Origin of the sequence: Micromonospora phaseoli (assembly GCF_900109115.1) — a bacterium.
Taxonomy (GTDB): Bacteria; Actinomycetota; Actinomycetes; order Mycobacteriales; family Micromonosporaceae; genus Micromonospora; species Micromonospora phaseoli.
In genome coordinates this window covers 90,843-108,556 of the sequence record NZ_FNYV01000003.1, presented here as the reverse complement: position 1 = coordinate 108,556, position 17,714 = coordinate 90,843, and the positions used below count along the sequence as shown (strand labels likewise).

Sequence of the window (17,714 nt, the reverse complement as noted above, 5' to 3'; positions counted from 1 at the left end):
TGGATCGCACGAATGGGTGCCGGACGGGGTGTGTGGAAAGCCAATCGCGGTTCACCGAAAGGCCATCGGTGCCTCGTCCGTCAGGTCAGCGCCCGCTCCGGTCAGCGCCCGCGGAACAGGTTGATGGCGTCGACGTGCCGCGCGCGCAGCTCGGGGTCGCGTACGCCGAGTCCGTCCTCGGGCGCCAGGCAACGTACGCCGACCTTGCCCTGGTGGGCGTTGCGGTGCACCTCGTACGCGGCCTGGCCGGTCTCCGCCAGGGGGTACGTCTTCGACACCGTGGGGTGGATCTTCCCCAGCGCCACCAGCCGGTTGGCCTCCCACGCCTCCCGGTAGTTGGCGAAGTGACTGCCGACGATGCGCTTGAGGTGCATCCACAGGTAGCGGTTGTCGTACTGGTGCAGGAAGCCGCTGGTGGAGGCGCAGGTGACGATGGTGCCGCCGCGCTTTGCGACGTAGACGCTGGCGCCGAAGGTCTCCCGGCCCGGGTGCTCGAAGACGATGTCCGGGTCCTCGCCGCCGGTGAGTTCCCGGATCCGCTCGCCGAAGCGGCGCCACTCGTTCTGGTCCTGGGTCTGCTCGTCGGACCAGAACCGGAAGCCCTCGGCGGAGCGGTCGATGACCAGGTCGGCACCCATCCGCCGGCACAGCTCCGCCTTCTGCGGCGAGGAGACCACGCAGACCGGGATGGCGCCGCCGTTCAGCGCCATCTGGGTGGCGTAGCCGCCCAGGCCGCCCGAGGCGCCCCAGATCAGCACCACGTCGCCCTGCTTCATGTTCGCGCCGTGGTGCGACACCAACTGTCGGTACGCCGTCGAGTTGACCAGCCCGGGGCTGGCCGCCTCCTCCCAGCTCAGGTGGGCCGGCTTGGGCATCAGCTGGTTGGCCTTGACCACGGCCAGTTCGGCCAGGCCGCCGAAGTTGGTCTCGAAGCCCCAGATCCGCTGCTGCGGGTCGAGCATCGTGTCGTCGTGGCCGGCCGCGTCCTCAAGCTCGACCGACAGGCAGTGCGCGACCACCTCGTCGCCCGGGCGCCAGCGGCTGACACCGGCACCGACCCGCAGCACCACGCCCGCCGCGTCCGATCCGACCACGTGGTACGGCAGGTCGTGCCGGCGGGCCAGCTCCGAGGTGCGGCCGTAGCGCTCAAGGAACCTGAAGGTGGACAGCGGCTCGAAGATGCTGGTCCAGACGGTGTTGTAGTTGATCGCGCTGGCCATCACCGCGACCAGCGCCTCGCCGGGGCCGAGCTCGGGGGTCGGCACCTCCTGTAGGTGCAGCGCCTCGCGGGGATCCTTGTCCCGGGTGGCCCTGCCGTCGAACATGCGGGTCTCGTCGGCGCGCACCACCATGCCCCGGTAGCTCTCCGGTACCGGCAGGCCGGCGACGCCGGCCAACTCGCGTCCTGGGTCGGCCGAGCCTTCCGCCGCCATGATGGCTTCGAGAATGTCCTGCACTCCTGACCTCCGGTTCTCGCCGCGCCGGCGGCGGGCCTGGAGCTGCCATGGTGGGGCCGGTGCCGGGCCACCACCATGTCGGCCGTCGACACATTCGCCCACCGGCCGCGCTACCTGTGAGAGCGGACGTTACTGAACGGTAGCTTGGGTCGGAAGTCCGATGTGAAAAAGTGCATCGCGGTCAGTGTCCGGCGGCCGGCTGCACCAACTCCACCAGCACGCCACCGGCGTCCCTGGGATGGACGAAGTTGATCCGCGAGCCGGCGGTCCCCCGCTTCGGCTCGTCGTAGAGCAGCCGCAGGCCGCGGTCGCGCAGCGCCGCGCAGGCCGCGTCGATGTCGGTCACCGTGTACGCCACCTGCTGGACGCCGGGGCCGTTGCGGTCCAGGAACTTCGCGATCGTCGACTCCGCGGTCAACGGCGCGAGCAGCTGTACGCAGCCGCCCTCGGCGCTCGGCCCGACCGCCAGCATCGCCTCACGGACGCCCTGCTCGGTGTTGGTCTCGACGTGCACGCAGCGCATGCCGAACGTCCGCTGGTAGAAGTCGATCGCGGCGTCGAGGTCGGCCACGGCGATCCCGACATGGTCGATGCGGCGCAGACCGATGTCTGTGACATAGTCGGCAGCGGGCTCGACGGGGGAGTTCTCAGGCATGGCGCTAGTCTGGCCGAACAATCGTTAAGGCGTACAGTTCGGCACCCCCTCGGAGGCAGGTATGGCTTCGGTGATCGTCAGCGGCGCGCGGACCCCGATGGGGCGGCTGCTCGGCAACCTCAAGGACCTACCGGCGACGAAGCTCGGCGGGGTGGCCATCGCCGCGGCCCTGGAACGGGCCGGGGTCGCCGCCGACCAGGTGCAGTACGTGATCATGGGTCAGGTGCTCCAGGCCGGTACCGGGCAGATCCCCGCCCGGCAGGCGGCCGTCGAGGCGGGCATCCCGATGTCCGTACCGGCCCTGACGATCAACAAGGTCTGCCTCTCCGGCCTGGACGCGATCGCCCTGGCCGACCAGCTGATCCGGGCCGGTGAGTTCGACATCGTGGTCGCCGGCGGCATGGAGTCGATGACCAACGCCCCGCACCTGCTGCTCGGCCAGCGGGCCGGTTACAAGTACGGCGATGTGGTGATCAAGGACCACATGGCGCTCGACGGGCTGACCGACGCGTGGGACTGCTGCTCGATGGGCGAGTCCACCGAGCGGCACGGCAGCACCCGGGGGATCAGCCGCCAGGAGCAGGACACCTTCGCCGCGAGCAGCCACCAGCGGGCCGCCGCGGCGCAGAAGAACGGTCACTTCGCCGAGGAGATCACTCCGGTGGTCATCCCGCAGCGCAAGGGCGATCCGCTGGTGATCAGCGAGGACGAGGGCATCCGGCCGGACACGACCGCCGACTCCCTGGCCAAGCTCCGCCCGGCGTTCGCGAAGGACGGCACCATCACCGCGGGTAGTTCCTCGCCGATCTCCGACGGCGCGGCGGCCGTCGTCGTGATGAGCAAGGCGAAGGCGAAGGAGCTGGGCCTGACCTGGCTGGCCGAGGTCGGGGCGCACGGCAACGTGGCCGGCCCGGACAACTCCCTGCACTCGCAGCCGGCCAACGCCATCCTGCACGCCCTGCGCAAGGGCGGCCTGAGCCTCTCCGACCTGGACCTGATCGAGATCAACGAGGCGTTCGCCCAGGTGGGCATCCAGTCGATCCGTGACCTGGAGGTCAGCCCCGACAAGGTCAACGTCAACGGCGGCGCGATCGCGCTCGGCCACCCGATCGGCATGTCCGGCGCCCGGCTGGTGCTCACCCTCGCGATGGAGCTCAAGCGACGCGGTGGCGGCACCGGGGCGGCCGCGCTCTGTGGCGGCGGAGGTCAGGGCGACGCGCTGATCATCCATGTGCCGGCCGGCGCCGAAAGTGATCAGTGAGCGCGACGAGCAGCGAGTCGACCGGCGGGGCTCCGGCCGCGGCCACCGGATCGGTGCGCCGCAGTCGGGACGTACCCGCGCTGGTGCAGCGGGCCCGCGACGGTGACCCACGCGCGGTGGCCCGGCTGATCACCCTGGTCGAATCGGGCGACGAGACGGTGCCGAGCATCGCGGCGGCGCTCGCGCCGTACAGCGGCCAGGCACAGGTGGTCGGCCTGACCGGTTCCCCCGGGGTGGGCAAGTCGACCACCACCAACGAGTTGGTGCGTGCGCTGCGGGCCCGGGGCCACCGGGTCGGCGTACTGGCCATCGACCCGTCCAGCCCGTTCACCGGCGGCGCGATCCTCGGCGACCGGGTGCGGATGCAGGACCACGCCACCGATCCGGGCGTCTACATCCGTTCGATGTCCAGCCGGGGACACCTCGGCGGGCTCTCGGCGGCCACGCCGCAGGCGGTGCGGGTGCTGGAGGGCGCCGGTTGCGACGTGGTGCTGGTGGAGACCGTCGGCGTCGGGCAGGCCGAGGTCGAGGTGGCCTCGCTGGCCGACACCACGCTGGTGCTGCTGGCACCGGGCATGGGCGACGCGATCCAGGCGGTGAAGGCGGGCATCCTGGAGATCGCCGACATCTTCGTGGTCAACAAGGCCGACCGGGACGGCGCCGACGCGACCGTCCGGGACATCCAGGGCATGATCGCGCTCGGTGAGCGCGGGCCGGGCCAGTGGCGTCCGCAGGTGGTGCGGGCGATCGCCACCCGTGGTGAGGGGATCGACGACGTCGCCGCCGCGATCGACAAGCACCGTGGCTGGCTGGTCGAGCACGACGAGCTGCGCCGCCGCCGCGAGGCACGGGCCGCCGCCGAGATCGAGGCGATCGCGCTCGGCGTGCTCCGCGCCCGGATCGGCTCGCTGCGCGACGGTACCCAGCTTCCGGCGCTCGCCGCCGAGGTGGCAGCCGGGGCGAGCGACCCGTACGCCGCCGCCGACGCGCTGCTCGCCCAGCTCTCCGGGTAGGCCGGGGTCCACTGCGGACCGTCCCCGGCGGTTACGCTCGCACCGCCGCGTTGATGCGCGGGCGGTGCGACGGGCGCTGGGGGATGCATGGACCACGAGATGACGCAGGAGTTGCAGATGACGCCGGACGCGGTGGCGGGCGGTCGTACGGACATCTCGGACGAGGTGGTGGAGAAGATCGCGGTGGCCGCGGCGAAGGCGGTGCCCGGCGTGGTCGAGCTGGGTGGCGACGTCGCCCGGTTCTTCAACGCGGTGCTCGACCGGGTCGGGCTGGACCAGGTGGGCGACGCCCGTCGGGGCTGCTCGGCCCACGTCACCAACGGCGCCGCGGTGATCAACCTGGTGATCGTGATCGACGCCGGGCACTCGGTGCCCGAGGTGACCTCGGCGGTGCGGGCCGGGGTGACGCAGGCGGTGGAGGCGTACGGGCTGCAGGTCGACGAGATCAACATTCGGGTGGACGACGTGGCGATCGGCGGTCCGGCCGCCTGAGTTCGGGCAGCTCAGGTTACCGGTCGGTACGAGCCGCCTTACCGATCGTTCAGGAAAGGGCTCTACACTCGACGTCAGTCGAGGACTCGAGGAGGAGCCCGGGATGAACGCCGACGAGATCGCTGCCGGGCGGGCCCGCTGGCAGGCCCGCTACGACGCAGCGCGCAAGCGGGACGCCGATTTCACCACGCTCTCCGGGACACCCGTCGAGCCGGTCTACGGGCCCCCGGAGGGCACCGACTACCCGGGCTTCGAGCGGATCGGATGGCCCGGCGAGTTCCCGTACACCCGAGGGCTGCACCCCACCGGTTACCGGGGGCGGACCTGGACCATCCGGCAGTTCGCCGGGTTCGGCAACGCCCGGCAGACCAATGAGCGCTACAAGATGATCCTCGGCGCCGGTGGTGGCGGCCTGTCGGTGGCCTTCGACATGCCCACCCTGATGGGCCGCGACTCCGACGACCCGCAGTCCCTCGGCGAGGTGGGCCACTGCGGAGTGGCGGTGGACAGCGCCGCCGACATGGAGCTGCTCTTCGACGGCATCGACCTGGCCGGGGTGACCACGAGCATGACCATTTCCGGCCCGGCCGTGCCGGTGTTCTGCATGTACCTGGTCGCCGCCGAGCGCCAGGGCGCCGACCTGTCGGCGCTGGACGGCACCCTGCAGACTGACATCTTCAAGGAGTACATCGCGCAGAAGGAGTGGCTCTTCGACCCCGAGCCGCACCTGCGCCTGATCGGCGACCTGATGGAGTACTGCGCGGCCGAGATCCCGCGTTACAAGCCGCTGTCGGTCTCCGGCTACCACATCCGTGAGGCCGGCTCGACCGCCGCGCAGGAGTTGGCGTACACCCTCGCCGACGGCTTCGGCTACGTCGAGTTGGGCCTGTCCCGCGGGATGGACGTCAACGTCTTCGCTCCCGGGCTGAGCTTCTTCTTCGACTCGCACGTCGACTTCTTCGAGGAGATCGCAAAGTTCCGCGCCGCCCGCCGGATCTGGGCCCGGTGGCTGCGCGACGTCTACGGCGCCACCAGCGAGAAGGCGCTGTGGCTGCGATTCCACACGCAGACCGCCGGTGTGTCGCTGACCGCGCAGCAGCCGGTCAACAACGTGGTACGCACCGCCGTGGAGGCGCTGGCCGCGGTGCTCGGTGGCACCAACTCGCTGCACACCAACGCCCTGGACGAGACTCTCGCGCTGCCGACCGACTCCTCCGCCGAGATCGCCCTGCGTACCCAGCAGGTGCTGATGGAGGAGATCGGGCTGACCAACGTGGCCGACCCGCTGGGCGGGTCGTGGTACGTCGAGGCGCTCACCGACCGGATCGAGGCCGAGGCGGAGGAGATCTTCGCGCGGATCCACGCGCTCGGCGGCGAGGGCCCACATGCCATCGGTCCGATGACCTCCGGCATCCTGCGTGGCATCGAGGACGGCTGGTTCACCGGCCAGATCGCCGAGTCGGCGTTCGTGTACCAGCAGGCGCTGGAGAAGGGCGACAAGAAGATCGTCGGCGTCAACTGCCACACCGGTACCGTCGCCAAGGAGTTGGAGATCCTGCGCATCTCGCACGAGGTGGAGCTGGAACAGCGCCGGGTGCTCGCCGAGCGCAAGAGCGGTCGGGACGACGCCCGGGTACGGGCCGCGGTGGAGGCGATGGTGGCGGTGAGCCGCACCGGGGAGAACATGATTCCCGCGATGCTCGATGCCGTCCGGGCCGAGGCCACCCTCGGCGAGATCTGCGACGCGCTGCGCGCCGAATGGGGCGTTTACCGCGAGCCGGCACGGTTCTGACCGCCATGCCCCAGGGGGGCGGCTGGGCAGGGGTGACAGTGGCAACTGGGCGGGTCGTGGTTGATCTGAGTTCGGCAAATCGCGTGCGAGACTAGATAACCATGAGCGACCCACGGATCACCTCGTCGATCTTCACCCGCGGCGCGGTCGACCTCAGCGCGCTGCGCACCCCTGCACCCAGTCCCGCCCCGGCTCCCACCCAGGCCGGCCCCCCTGCCGCAATGCCCGGTGCGGCTGCCGGTGGAGCCACCGTCATCGACGTGACCGAGGCGACCTTCCAGACCGAGGTCCTGGAGCGCTCGCTGACCACACCCGTCGTGGTGGACTTCTGGGCCGAGTGGTGCCAGCCCTGCAAGCAGCTCTCCCCGGTGCTGGAGCGGCTTGCCGTGGAGAGCGGCGGCGCCTGGGTGCTCGCCAAGGTCGACGTGGACGCCAACCCGCGGCTCGCGCAGATGTTCCGGGTCCAGGGCATCCCGATGGTGTACGCGGTGGTCGGCGGGCAGCCGGTGGACGCCTTCTCCGGCGTGGTGCCCGAGCCGCAGTTGCGGCAGTGGATCCAGGCGGTGCTCAAGGCCGGCGGTGTCGCCGTGGCCGAGCCGGAGGACCCTCGGCTCGACGAGGCGGACGACGCCCTGATGAGCGGTGACCTGGACGCCGCCGAGCGGGCGTACCGGAAGATCCTGGCCGAGACCCCGGCGGACGCCGCGGCGGAGGCCGGTCTGGCCCAGGTGGGACTCGCCCGCCGGGTGGCCGGCGCCGACCCGCAGGCGGCGCTCTCCGCCGCGGCGGCCGACCTGGACGATGTCGACGCCCAACTGCTCGCCGCCGACATCGAAGTTCTCAGCGGCCTGGCCGAACAGGCGTACCAGCGACTGGTCGGGCTGGTCCGGCGCACCAGCGGCGAGGACCGGGAGAAGGTCCGTCAGCATCTCGTCGGCCTGTTCACCATCGCCGGGCCGGAGGATCCCGCGGTCGCCTCGGCACGCCGGGCACTGGCCAGCGCCCTGTTCTGAACCACCTGCCACGCCAGCGCGGGCCGGCGTGCCGCCGGCCCGCCCGACACCTGAGGACGGGAGCCCAAGATGCGCCGGATCGCCGTCCTCGACGCGCCGAGCAACCTCGGTCTGCGCCCGCCCACGCCCACCTCGGTGCCGGGCTGTGGGAAGGCGCCCGGCGCGCTGCGTGACCAGGGCCTGCTGCCCCGGCTGCGGGCCCGCGACGCCGGCTGTCTGACCCCACCCCGCTATGACGCCGGCGACTGGCGGCCGGGCGACGGCGTCTGTCACGCCCGGGAGATCGCCGACTACACCACGGCGCTGGCGGACCGGATCGGCGCGATCATCGACCGGGGGGAGTTCCCGGTGGTGCTCGGCGGCGACTGCTCGGTGCTGCTCGGCTCGGCGCTGGCCATGCATCGGCTCGGCGAGGCGGTCGGCGGGCGGATCGGTCTGATCTTCGTCGACGGCCACTCCGACTTCCGGCACCCCGGCAACGCCTCGTACGTGGGTGCGGCGGCGGGCGAGGACCTGGCGCTGGTCACCGGACGGGGCCAGGCCGACCTGGCGGCCATCGAGGGTCGGCGTCCCTACTTCCGGGACATCGACGTGGTGGTGCTCGGCATCCGCGCCCAGGACGAGTACCGGCTCGACCTGCAGGCCGCCGGGATCGTCACCAGGCCGGTGCCGGCGCTGCGTGCCGAAGGGGCGGCGCGTACCGCCCAGTGGGCGCACGAGCAGCTCGCCGACTGCGCCGGCTACTGGGTGCACGTGGACGTGGACGTGCTCGACCCGGCCGTGATGCCGGCGGTCGACGCGCCCGACCCGGGTGGCATCGCCTTCGCCGAGCTGGAGATCCTGCTCGCCGGGCTGGTCGACACCCCGCACTGCCTCGGCGTCGAGCTGACCGTGTTCGACCCCGACTACGACCCGGACGGTGCGTACGCCGCCGAGATCGTCAACACCGTGGTGGCCGGCCTGCGTCCGGTCACCGCTCCGGGCTCGGTGCCGCCCCGGCTCCGTCCCGAGCAGCCCGACCTGCCCGGCCCGCTGTCGTCGCGGCTGCGTCCGGTCTCGTCGGGGTCGCGTCCCGAGTCGTCGGACGGCCCGGTGCCTGCGCCCCGGCAGTCGACCGGCGAGCCGGACGACGGGCCGGATACCCGTGACCTCGCCTTCTCGACCGGCCAGGATCGACATGGCGTCGCCTTCTCGGTGGGGCCGGGCTCGCTTCGCCGGCCGCCTTCGGTCCCGCCGGATGGCCGGCCGTCCGAGGGCGACCTGGCCGGCGGGTTGGCCGGTGCCACGGATCCGGGCGTCGGCGACTCGGCCGAGCGACGTGACTCCACCTTCTCCGGTGAGGACGACTCCCGCCCGTCCGGGGAGAGCGACGCTCGCTCCTCGACGGCGTCAGGCGGCCTGACGGCATGATCCGTACGCCCGCCTGCGGTGTCACGGGTGGGCGAGGCGTGGGTCGCGGGTGATCCACACGGTTCCGCCGGTATGGCGCTATCCCGATCGCCCGGTTCCCGCCATCGCGCCGACAATAAGTTGATCACTCCTGATCTGCGCCCGGCTGGCGGTCGGGATCGCTCGGGTGGCGGGTCAGCGGGACAGGGCGCGCAGGAAGCGTTCCGCGATCGGTGCGGCCGTGCCGCTGCCCGAGCCGCCCTTCTCCACGAATACCGCGAACGCGACATCGCCCTGCCAGCCCACGAACCAGGCGTGGGTGTTCTTCGGGTTGTTGTCGTATTCGGCCGTGCCGGTCTTGCCGTGCACCGGCTCGCCCGGAACATCCTTCAAGGCGCTGCCGGTGCCGCTGACGATCACCTCGCGCATCATCTCGCGCACCGCCGCCACCGCCTCGGGCTTCAGCTCCGGGCCCGGCTCGGCCGCCGGCTCGGGGGCAGGATCGAGGAGCAGTCTCGGCCCGATGAAGCTGCCCTTGGCCACCGCGGCGGTCGCCGCCGCCATGGCCAGCGGGCTGACCAGGGTCGTACCCTGCCCGATCGCTGCGGCGGCCTGCTCGGTGGCGCCGCCGCCCGCGGAGATCTTGCCGGTGAACGCGTCCAGTCCCACGTTCCACTGCCCCTCCAGGCCGAGGGTCCGACCGGTGACGGCGAGCCCGTCCGCGCCCAACTGCGGGGCGAGCGCGGCGAAGGCGGTGTTGCAGGACTTGGCGAAGACGGTGCGGAACGGCACCTCGCCGAGCTCGAAGTCGTTGGAGTTCTTGAACGAGCGTCCGTCGACGGTGCGCGTCCTGGGGCAGTCGACGGTCGTGTCGGGGGTCACCGCACCGCGCTCCACCAGCCCCAGGGCGCTGACCATCTTGAACGTGGAGCCCGGCGGCACCTGAGCGGTGAAGGCCAGGTTCTCACCGGCGGCGCCGGGGCCGTTGGCGGCGGCGAGCACCGCGCCGTCGCTGACCCGTACGGCCACCAGGGCCGACCGCTTGCGCTCCGCGCGCAGTGCCTGGTCGGCGGCGTTCTGGGCGGCCACGTCGAGGGTGGTCCGCAGCGGCTGGCCCGGCTGCGGTTCACGCCGGAACACCTCCGTGCCGGTGGGCTCCAGCGTCCCGTCCGACCCTGGCCGCTTGATGATCACGTTGAGTCCGGGCACACCGCGTAGCCGCTCGTCCCACCGCTCCTGCAACCCGCCGTGCCCGACCAGGTCGCCGGGGGAGTAGCGGTCGGGGAACTCGGCGAGGTCGTCGGCCTGCGCCGGGTCGACGGAGCCGAGCACCGCCCGGGCGAACTCGCGGGTGGGGGCGAGGTTCGGCTTCTCGGCGCGGAACTGCGTCCCCGGCAGGTCGTAGATGCGTGGCTTGATCTGCCGGTACGCCTCGTCGCGCAGGGTGACCACCTCGACGAGTCCGTCCGGGTCGGCCTCGTCGAGCCGCTTCGCCAGGTTGCTGAGGTCGACCGGTGGGGTGATCGCCGGCCGGATCGCCCGGAACGCCTGGTCCAGCTCGCGGGTCACGGCCTCGACGTCGGTCACCGCGCGGGGGTGCAGCCGTACCCGGACCACCGCGCGTGGCGTCACGATCGGCTCGCCCGCGCCGTCCAGCACTGCGGCGCGCTCGGCGGCGTCCCGGCTGAGCCCGAGACGGTCGCCGCGGGTGAGCTGCTCCTGCACGATCTGCGGCTCCCAGATGACCTGCCACTGGTCGTCGCGGCCCTGGGTGAGTCGCACCGGCCGGTCGTACGTCCAGTTCGTCTCGCCCGGTAACGCCCATTCGACCCGGATCGTGGCGGTCGCGGTGTTCTGGACCACCTCGGGGTCACCCTGCCGGCTCAGCGTCGGCGGCGTGCCGGCCAACTCGCCGGAGAGGTCCTTGATCTCCCGCGCCACGTCGGCGGCGGCGATCTTGGCCCCGGTCGGGTCGACGAAGCCGACGGCCTGTAGGTCGCCCGAACGCCAGCCGGCCAGGAAGGCGTCGACGCTGCGCTGCGGCCCGTCCTCGCCGGAGCAGGCGACCAGGCCGGTCGCGGCGACCAGGCAGGCGGCGAAGACGCCGAACCGTGACTTGCTGCGATGTGGGCGTTGCGGACGGTGCATCGGGGTGTTTCCTCCTGGTCGGGCTGCCTCGCACGCTAGTACGCCCACGCTTCCGGCACTGCCCCGCCCGAGCCCGACCGGTGAAAAGACGATCCGGTGACGGTGTGATGAACAACATCAAGCGGGGTACTCCGAACCCGGCCGAACCTCGTACCGCAACGGGTGAAAGGACGACGTCGCCAGATCCGGACGTCGGGCCGGTGGTCCACCGATGGAGGAACTCCTCGGTCGGCCTAGGCTTGGCGGCAGAGTGACCCACAGCGTTGTGGGTCGAGGGGAGTGGCACCGATGGACCGGCGTCCGGCGATCAAACCGGGACCCGACCTCCGGCAGGCTGACACCGGCCGGGACGACAGCTTCGACACGGCGACCGACGGGGACGGCCTCGGCCGACTCGACACAGGAGTGACCGGGATGACCGGTTCGAGCATCGACACCCTCTACGACCTGGGTCTGCCGCCAGAGGCGCTGGCGGACGACGTGGAGGACGCCGAACTCGACGAGCCGGTGCCCAACGCCGAGCGGCTGGTGGCGCAGGCGGTGGCGTTGGCCGGCGACGACCACGACGCGGCGACCCTGGTGGGTCGTTTCTGGCGGTTCGCGCCGGACGAGGAGCTGATCGGGTTCACCGCCGGTGAGATGCTCGACGCCGCCCGCGCGCATCGGGAGCTGGCCCAGCAGCGGGTGCCGGGCGAGTTGAAGCTGCGGATCCACTCACCCGACGCCGAGCAGCACCACAGCGTGATCGAGATCGTCACCGACGACATGCCGTTCCTGGTCGACTCGGTGACCGCCCTGCTCAACACCCACCATCTGGACGTGCACCTGCTGGTGCACCCGCTGGTCGTGGTGCGCCGCGAGCCGTTGGGTCGGTTGGTGGAGGTCGCCGCCGACGTGGAGCCGGACGACGCGATCGCCGGTGACCTGGTCGAGAGCTGGATGCGGATCGAGATCGACCCGGTCCGCGACCCGGACGTGCGGGACAAGCTGCGCCGGGAGTTGCAGCGGGTGCTCACCGACGTGCGGGAGGCCGTCGAGGACTGGCCGAAGATGCGCCAGCGGGCCCTGGCGTTCGCCGAGGAGTTGGCCGCCGCGCGGACCAGCGACAATCGGCCGCCGGTGCCGGAGAAGGACATCACCGACTCGGTGGAGCTGCTGCGCTGGCTCGCCCATGACCACTTCACCTTCCTCGGTTACCGGGAGTACCGGCTGCTGCCGGACGCGGCCGGTGGCGGTCCCGCCCTGGAGGCGGTGCTCGGCACCGGACTGGGCATCCTGCGGCAGGACTCGCCGGAGGCCCGGGCCCTGTCGTCGATGACGCCGGAGGCACACGACAAGGTCACCGAGAAGCGTCTGCTGATCATCACGAAGGCGAACTCGCGGGCCACCGTGCACCGCTCGGCGTACCTGGACTACATCGGTTTCAAGATCTTCGACGGCAACGGCGAGGTGGTCGGCGAGCGACGGTTCCTCGGCCTGTTCTCCACCGCCGCGTACCGGACCAGCGTGCAGGAGCTTCCGGTGGTCCGGCGCAAGGTCGCCGAGGTGCTGGACCGCTCCGGGCTGAGCCTGCGCAGCCACTCCGGCAAGGACCTGATGCAGATCCTGGAGACGTACCCGCGCGACGAGCTGTTCCAGATCAAGACCGACGACCTGTACCACGCGGTGATCGGTGTGTTGCGGATGGCCGGTCGCCGGCAGCTGCGGGTGTTCCTGCGCCGGGACGCGTACGGGCGGTTCATCTCCTGCCTGATCTACCTGCCCCGGGACCGGTTCACCACGCAGAACCGGCTGCGCATGCAGGACATCCTGCTGCGCGAGCTGAACGGCGTCGGGGTGGACTACACCACCCGGGTGACCGAGTCGATGCTGGCCCGGGTGCACTTCATCGTGCGTACCGACCCGACCAGCCCGCCCGGCGACATCGACGCCGATCTGCTCGCCGAGGAGCTGGCCGACGCCACCCGGCTGTGGGACGACGACTACCGGCTGGTGCTGGAGCGCAAGCTCGGCGACGAGCAGGCCAAGCACCTGTTCGGCCGGTACGCCGACGCGTTCCCGGAGGGCTACAAGGACGGACACACGCCGTACGAGGCGATGAAGGACCTGGCCAAGCTGGAGCTGCTGGAGGAGCCCGGCCAGCTGGAGATGCACCTGTTCCGTAAGCAGTTGGTGCCGCGCGCCGCCGGTCGGGGCCTGGACGTCGACGAGTCGATGGACGTCCGGTTCAAGGTCTACCGCTACGGCGAGCCGATGATGCTCTCGGCGGTGCTGCCGGTGCTGCACTCGCTCGGCGTGAAGGTGGTCGACGAGCACCCCTACGAGGTGGAGCGCGTCGACGGCCGGATCTGGCTCTACGACTTCGGGCTGCGGCTACCCGAGGGGCACCAGCAACTGGCCGAGGTACGCCCGCACGTGGAGAACGCCTTCGCGGCGGCGTGGCGGGGCGAGGCCGAGGTGGACCGCTTCAACGAGCTGGTGCTGCGCGCCGGGCTCACCTGGCGTCAGGTGGTGGTGCTGCGGGCGTACGCGAAGTATCTGCGCCAGACGGGCACGGTCTTCTCGCAGGACTACATGGAGTCGACCTTCATCGCCTACCCGGGCATCGCCACGTTGCTGGTGCAGCTCTTCGAGACGCGGTTCGAGCCGGGCCACCACGACGCGCGGGCGCGGCGCAGCGCCGAGCTGGTGGCCGAGATCCGTGCCGCGCTCGACGACGTGGCCAGCCTCGACCAGGACCGGATCCTGCGGTCGTACCTGACCCTGATCCAGGCCACCCTGCGGACCAGCTTCTACCAGAAGCCGGTCGGTGGGCGGCCGAAGCCGTACGTGGCGTTCAAGCTCGACCCGCAGGCGATCCCCGAGCTGCCCGCACCGCGGCCGAAGTTCGAGATCTTCGTGTACTCGCCGCGCTTCGAGGGGGTGCACCTGCGCTTCGGGCCGGTGGCCCGGGGCGGCCTGCGCTGGTCGGACCGGCGCGAGGACTTCCGCACCGAGGTGCTCGGCCTGGTCAAGGCGCAGATGGTGAAGAACGCCGTGATCGTGCCGGTGGGTGCCAAGGGCGGCTTCGTGCTCAAGCAGCGCCCGGGCGACCGGGACGAGGCCGTCGTCTGCTACAAGGAGTTCATCTCGGCGCTGCTGGACGTCACGGACAACATCGTGGCCGGTGAGATCGTGCCGCCGGAGGACGTGGTCCGGCACGACGGTGACGACCCGTACATGGTGGTGGCGGCTGACAAGGGCACCGCGTCGTTCTCCGACATCGCCAACGAGATCTCCACCGAGCACCGCTTCTGGTTGGGTGACGCGTTCGCCTCGGGCGGTTCGGCGGGCTACGACCACAAGAAGATGGGCATCACCGCGCGGGGCGCCTGGGAGTCGGTCAAGCGCCACTTCCGGGAGCTGGGCCACGACACCCAGAGCCAGGACTTCACCGTGGTCGGGGTCGGCGACATGTCCGGAGACGTGTTCGGCAACGGGATGCTGCTGTCGGAGCACATCCGGCTGGTGGCCGCCTTCGACCACCGGCACATCTTCCTGGACCCGGATCCGGACGCAGCCTCGTCGTTCGTCGAGCGCAAGCGGTTGTTCGAACTGTCCCGCTCGACGTGGGAGGACTACAACACCGAGCTGATCTCCGTCGGTGGTGGGATCTATCCGCGTACGGCCAAGTCGGTGCCGTTGTCGCCGCAGGTCCGCGCGGCGCTCGGGTTGGACGACGACGTCGAGCAGTTGAGCCCGCAGGAGTTGATGAAGGCCATCCTCACCGCGCCGGTCGACCTGTTCTGGAACGGCGGGATCGGCACGTACGTCAAGGCGTCCAGCCAGACCAACGCCGAGGTGGGCGACAAGTCCAACGACGCGATCCGGGTGGACGGCCGCAGCCTGCGCTGCCGGGTGGTCGGCGAGGGCGGCAACCTCGGCTTCACCCAGCACGGCCGGATCGAGTACGCCCAGGCGGGCGGCCGGATGTACACCGACTTCATCGACAACGCGGCCGGGGTGGACTGCTCCGACCACGAGGTGAACATCAAGATCCTGCTGAACACCGCGGTCGCCGACGGCGAGCTGACCGTTCCGGAGCGGGACGAGCTGCTGGCCCGGATGACCGAAGAGGTCGCCGAGCTGGTGCTACGGGACAACTACGACCAGGCCCGGGCGATCAACAACTCCCAGGCCCAGGCCACCTCGCTGCTGCCGGTGCACCGTCGGATGATCACGGAGCTGGAGCGTTCCGGGACGCTGGACCGGGCACTGGAGGCGCTGCCGCCGGACGAGGAGCTGGCGGTACGGGCCGAGTCCGGGCTGACCGCACCGGAGTTCGCGGTGCTGCTCGCCTACGTGAAGATCGCCCTGGAGAAGGAGATCCTCACCGAGGGACTGGCCGACGAGGAGTGGACCAACGAAGTGTTGGTCAACTACTTCCCGACGCCGATGCGGGAGCGGTTCGCCGACCGGATGGGCCGGCACCGGCTGCGCCGCGACATCGTGACCACCGTGCTCGTCAACGAGGCGATCAACCGGGGCGGCATCTCGTTCGTCTTCCGGGTGGTCGAGGAGACCGCCGTGCCGGCGGCGGACGTGATCCGGGCGTACGTGGTGGTCCGCGAGGTGTTCGGGCTGCGCCAACTGTGGGACGCGGTCGAGGCGCTGGACAGCCGGATCGACCCGCAGTTGCAGACCAGCGTCTACCTGGACACCCGGCGGCTGCTCGACCGGGCGGTGCGCTGGCTGGTCACCAACCGTCGCTCGCCGATCGACGTGCCCGCGGAGATCGCTCGGTTGCGCGACGGGGTGGCCCAACTGCTGCCACGGTTGGAGACGCTGTTCTACGGCAGCGAGCGGGATGCCATCGCCGCGCACATCGACTCGACCAGCGGGCTCGGCGTGCCGCGTGAGCTGGCCGAGCGGAGCACCCGGCTGATGTACAGCTTCGGCCTGCTGGACGTGGTGGAGACGGCTGCCCGCACCGGGCGGGACGTGGGCGAGGTGGCGTCGGTCTACTTCGTGCTCTCCGACCGGTTCCGGGTCGACTCGCTGCTGTCGAAGATCTCCCTGCTGCCCCGCGAGGACCGGTGGCAGACGCTCGCCCGGATGGCGCTGCGCTACGACCTGTACGCCGCGCTGGCCGCGCTCACCGCGGAGGTGCTCGACTCAACCCCGGAGGATCTTGTTCCGTACGACCGGGTGCAGCAGTGGGAGCAGTCGAACGCCACCTCCATCCACCGCGCCCAACGGGCGATGGGTGAGTTCGACGAGTCCCGCGCCGATCTGGCGGCCCTCTCGGTGCTGCTCCGCCAGATCCGTACCCTCGTCCGCACCTCCGCCGCCAGCTGACCCGCCCGCCTTCGCGGGCACCACAACTTCATGATCGACGACGCGGGTCCGGCGGTGGGTGCGCCGGGCCCCGCGTCGTCGTGCTGGGGTCAGTGTCGTGGTGGGTTTTCAGTCCACCAGGTAGGCGAAGACGATCACGTTTTCCGGATAGTCGCCCAGCGTCTCGTCGAAGACGCCGCCGCAGGTGACCACCCGCAGCCCGGGCCGGTCGGCGGGCCCGTACACCTGCTCGGTGGGGAAGGCGTCCTTCGGGTAGGAGGCCACCGAGTCCACCTGGAAGCGAGCCGCCGTGCCATCGGCCCGGTGGACGGTGATGGAGTCGTCGGGTTGCAGGGCGCCGAGGGAGAAGAAGACGGCGGCACCGATCGCGGCCGAGTCCACATGCCCGACGATGACGGCGTTGCCCGGCTCTCCCGGGCTCGGCCCCGGCTCGTACCAGCCGGCCAACATGGCCTGGTCGAGTGGAGGAACCTCGACGGTGCCGTCGGGGTTGGTGCCGAGCGCCATGATCTGCGCGTCGACGCCGATGCGGGGGATGCTGATGGCGGTGGGGGCGGAGCGGGGCAGGCCCGCCGGTGTCGGCTCCGCGCCGCCGGTCCGCGTGGGATCGGACGTCCCCGCCCCGGCCCGCGCCGCCGGCTGGGGCGGTCGGTCGGCCTCAGCGGTCTTCAGCGCTGCGCCGATCATCCCGGCGCCCACCATGGCGACCATGACGACGACGGCGGCGCCGACGGCGCGCCACGGTCTACCGTGACGGCCGTCGGCCCGTCTCGCCGTCGTGTCAGGCCGCGAACTCATCGACCCGGCGGCGGCGCATCAGCACGAGCCCGCCAAGGGCGGCCGCGCCGACCAGACCCGCACCGGCGGTGGCCAGGCCCCGGTCGGTGCCGGTGGCCACGCCGCCGTCACCACCGTCGACCCCACCGTGCGGCAGGACCACCAGCTCGCCGGTGCCGCAGGAGCCCTCCAGCTCGTACGTGCCGGGCTTGGCGTCCTTGGCTACGCGGGCCTCGCCGTAGTAGACGAAGTCCTTCTCGTGCTCCCAGCTGTCGCCCTTGCCGGACTCCTCGTCGGCCCAGTCGCGCTTCTCGCCCGACCAGCCGCCCTCGGACTCCTCGCCGGACCAGCCGCCCTCGGACTTCTCGCCGGACCAGCCG

The 17,714-nt window shown here is 71.3% G+C and carries 11 protein-coding genes and 1 pseudogene; 7 read left to right on the top strand and 5 right to left on the bottom strand.

Features of this window, described 5'->3' with window-relative positions:
• Positions 1-101: 101 nt before the first annotated feature.
• Both ccrA and mce read right to left on the bottom strand, forming a co-directional pair.
• Positions 102-1,457: a crotonyl-CoA carboxylase/reductase gene (gene ccrA, locus BMY89_RS08780; protein ID WP_092377817.1), complete on the bottom strand. Its 1,356-nt coding sequence runs from the start codon at positions 1,455-1,457 to the stop codon at positions 102-104.
• Between the two features lie 181 nt (positions 1,458-1,638).
• Complete coding sequence (gene mce / locus BMY89_RS08775) at positions 1,639-2,112, bottom strand: methylmalonyl-CoA epimerase (protein ID WP_092377814.1); 474 nt, start codon at positions 2,110-2,112, stop codon at positions 1,639-1,641.
• A 61-nt stretch (positions 2,113-2,173) separates the two neighbouring features.
• On the opposite strand from mce, the gene BMY89_RS08770 reads away from it, so the two are divergent.
• The 6 genes from BMY89_RS08770 to BMY89_RS08745 all read left to right on the top strand — a co-directional run bounded on the left by BMY89_RS08770 (position 2,174) and on the right by BMY89_RS08745 (position 9,093).
• Complete coding sequence (locus BMY89_RS08770; RefSeq protein ID WP_092377812.1) at positions 2,174-3,373, top strand: acetyl-CoA C-acetyltransferase; 1,200 nt, start codon at positions 2,174-2,176, stop codon at positions 3,371-3,373.
• Entirely contained in the window at positions 3,370-4,386 is a 1,017-nt protein-coding gene (meaB, locus tag BMY89_RS08765; protein WP_092377809.1) for a methylmalonyl Co-A mutase-associated GTPase MeaB, read from the top strand. The genes BMY89_RS08770 and meaB overlap by 4 nt, the downstream gene beginning before the upstream one ends.
• Before the next feature lie 99 nt (positions 4,387-4,485).
• Complete coding sequence (locus BMY89_RS08760; RefSeq protein WP_372433340.1) at positions 4,486-4,878, top strand: Asp23/Gls24 family envelope stress response protein; 393 nt, start codon at positions 4,486-4,488, stop codon at positions 4,876-4,878.
• Positions 4,879-4,981: 103 nt separating this feature from the next.
• The gene (locus BMY89_RS08755) at positions 4,982-6,670 is read left to right on the top strand and encodes a coenzyme B12-dependent isobutyryl-CoA mutase large subunit (RefSeq protein WP_092377805.1); all 1,689 of its coding nucleotides are present in this window, start codon (positions 4,982-4,984) and stop codon (positions 6,668-6,670) included.
• A gap of 101 nt (positions 6,671-6,771) precedes the next feature.
• Positions 6,772-7,683, top strand: coding sequence for a tetratricopeptide repeat protein (locus tag BMY89_RS08750; protein ID WP_092377802.1), 912 nt, complete (start codon positions 6,772-6,774; stop codon positions 7,681-7,683).
• A gap of 69 nt (positions 7,684-7,752) precedes the next feature.
• Positions 7,753-9,093 carry an arginase family protein gene (locus BMY89_RS08745; protein ID WP_307818769.1) on the top strand — a complete coding sequence of 447 codons (1,341 nt, stop codon included), beginning with the start codon at positions 7,753-7,755 and terminating at the stop codon, positions 9,091-9,093.
• A gap of 174 nt (positions 9,094-9,267) precedes the next feature.
• Here the strand turns inward: BMY89_RS08745 and BMY89_RS08740 are convergent, their stop codons facing one another.
• Complete coding sequence (locus BMY89_RS08740) at positions 9,268-11,220, bottom strand: penicillin-binding transpeptidase domain-containing protein (protein WP_092377800.1); 1,953 nt, start codon at positions 11,218-11,220, stop codon at positions 9,268-9,270.
• 288 nt (positions 11,221-11,508) lie between these two features.
• Between BMY89_RS08740 and BMY89_RS08735 the strand changes: the two genes are divergently transcribed.
• The gene (locus tag BMY89_RS08735; protein WP_092377797.1) at positions 11,509-16,557 is read left to right on the top strand and encodes an NAD-glutamate dehydrogenase; all 5,049 of its coding nucleotides are present in this window, start codon (positions 11,509-11,511) and stop codon (positions 16,555-16,557) included.
• A 108-nt stretch (positions 16,558-16,665) separates the two neighbouring features.
• On the opposite strand, the gene BMY89_RS08730 is transcribed toward BMY89_RS08735, so the two are convergent.
• The gene (locus BMY89_RS08730; protein WP_092377794.1) at positions 16,666-17,355 is read right to left on the bottom strand and encodes a class F sortase; all 690 of its coding nucleotides are present in this window, start codon (positions 17,353-17,355) and stop codon (positions 16,666-16,668) included.
• Positions 17,339-17,714: pseudogene (locus tag BMY89_RS08725) on the bottom strand (hypothetical protein); the annotation flags it as partial. The pseudogene BMY89_RS08725 and the gene BMY89_RS08730, both read right to left, overlap by 17 nt.

Excerpts from the sequence above, each read along its gene's own strand:
- BMY89_RS08770 (WP_092377812.1), top strand. The coding sequence starts at position 2,174 with ATGGCTTCGGTGATCGTCAGCGGCGCGCGGACCCCGATGGGGCGGCTG.
- BMY89_RS08730 (WP_092377794.1), bottom strand. The coding sequence starts at position 17,355 with ATGAGTTCGCGGCCTGACACGACGGCGAGACGGGCCGACGGCCGTCAC.
- mce (WP_092377814.1), bottom strand. The coding sequence starts at position 2,112 with ATGCCTGAGAACTCCCCCGTCGAGCCCGCTGCCGACTATGTCACAGAC.
- BMY89_RS08735 (WP_092377797.1), top strand. The coding sequence starts at position 11,509 with ATGGACCGGCGTCCGGCGATCAAACCGGGACCCGACCTCCGGCAGGCT.
- BMY89_RS08745 (WP_307818769.1), top strand. The coding sequence starts at position 7,753 with ATGCGCCGGATCGCCGTCCTCGACGCGCCGAGCAACCTCGGTCTGCGC.
- BMY89_RS08750 (WP_092377802.1), top strand. The coding sequence starts at position 6,772 with ATGAGCGACCCACGGATCACCTCGTCGATCTTCACCCGCGGCGCGGTC.
- BMY89_RS08760 (WP_372433340.1), top strand. The coding sequence starts at position 4,486 with ATGACGCAGGAGTTGCAGATGACGCCGGACGCGGTGGCGGGCGGTCGT.
- BMY89_RS08755 (WP_092377805.1), top strand. The coding sequence starts at position 4,982 with ATGAACGCCGACGAGATCGCTGCCGGGCGGGCCCGCTGGCAGGCCCGC.
- BMY89_RS08740 (WP_092377800.1), bottom strand. The coding sequence starts at position 11,220 with ATGCACCGTCCGCAACGCCCACATCGCAGCAAGTCACGGTTCGGCGTC.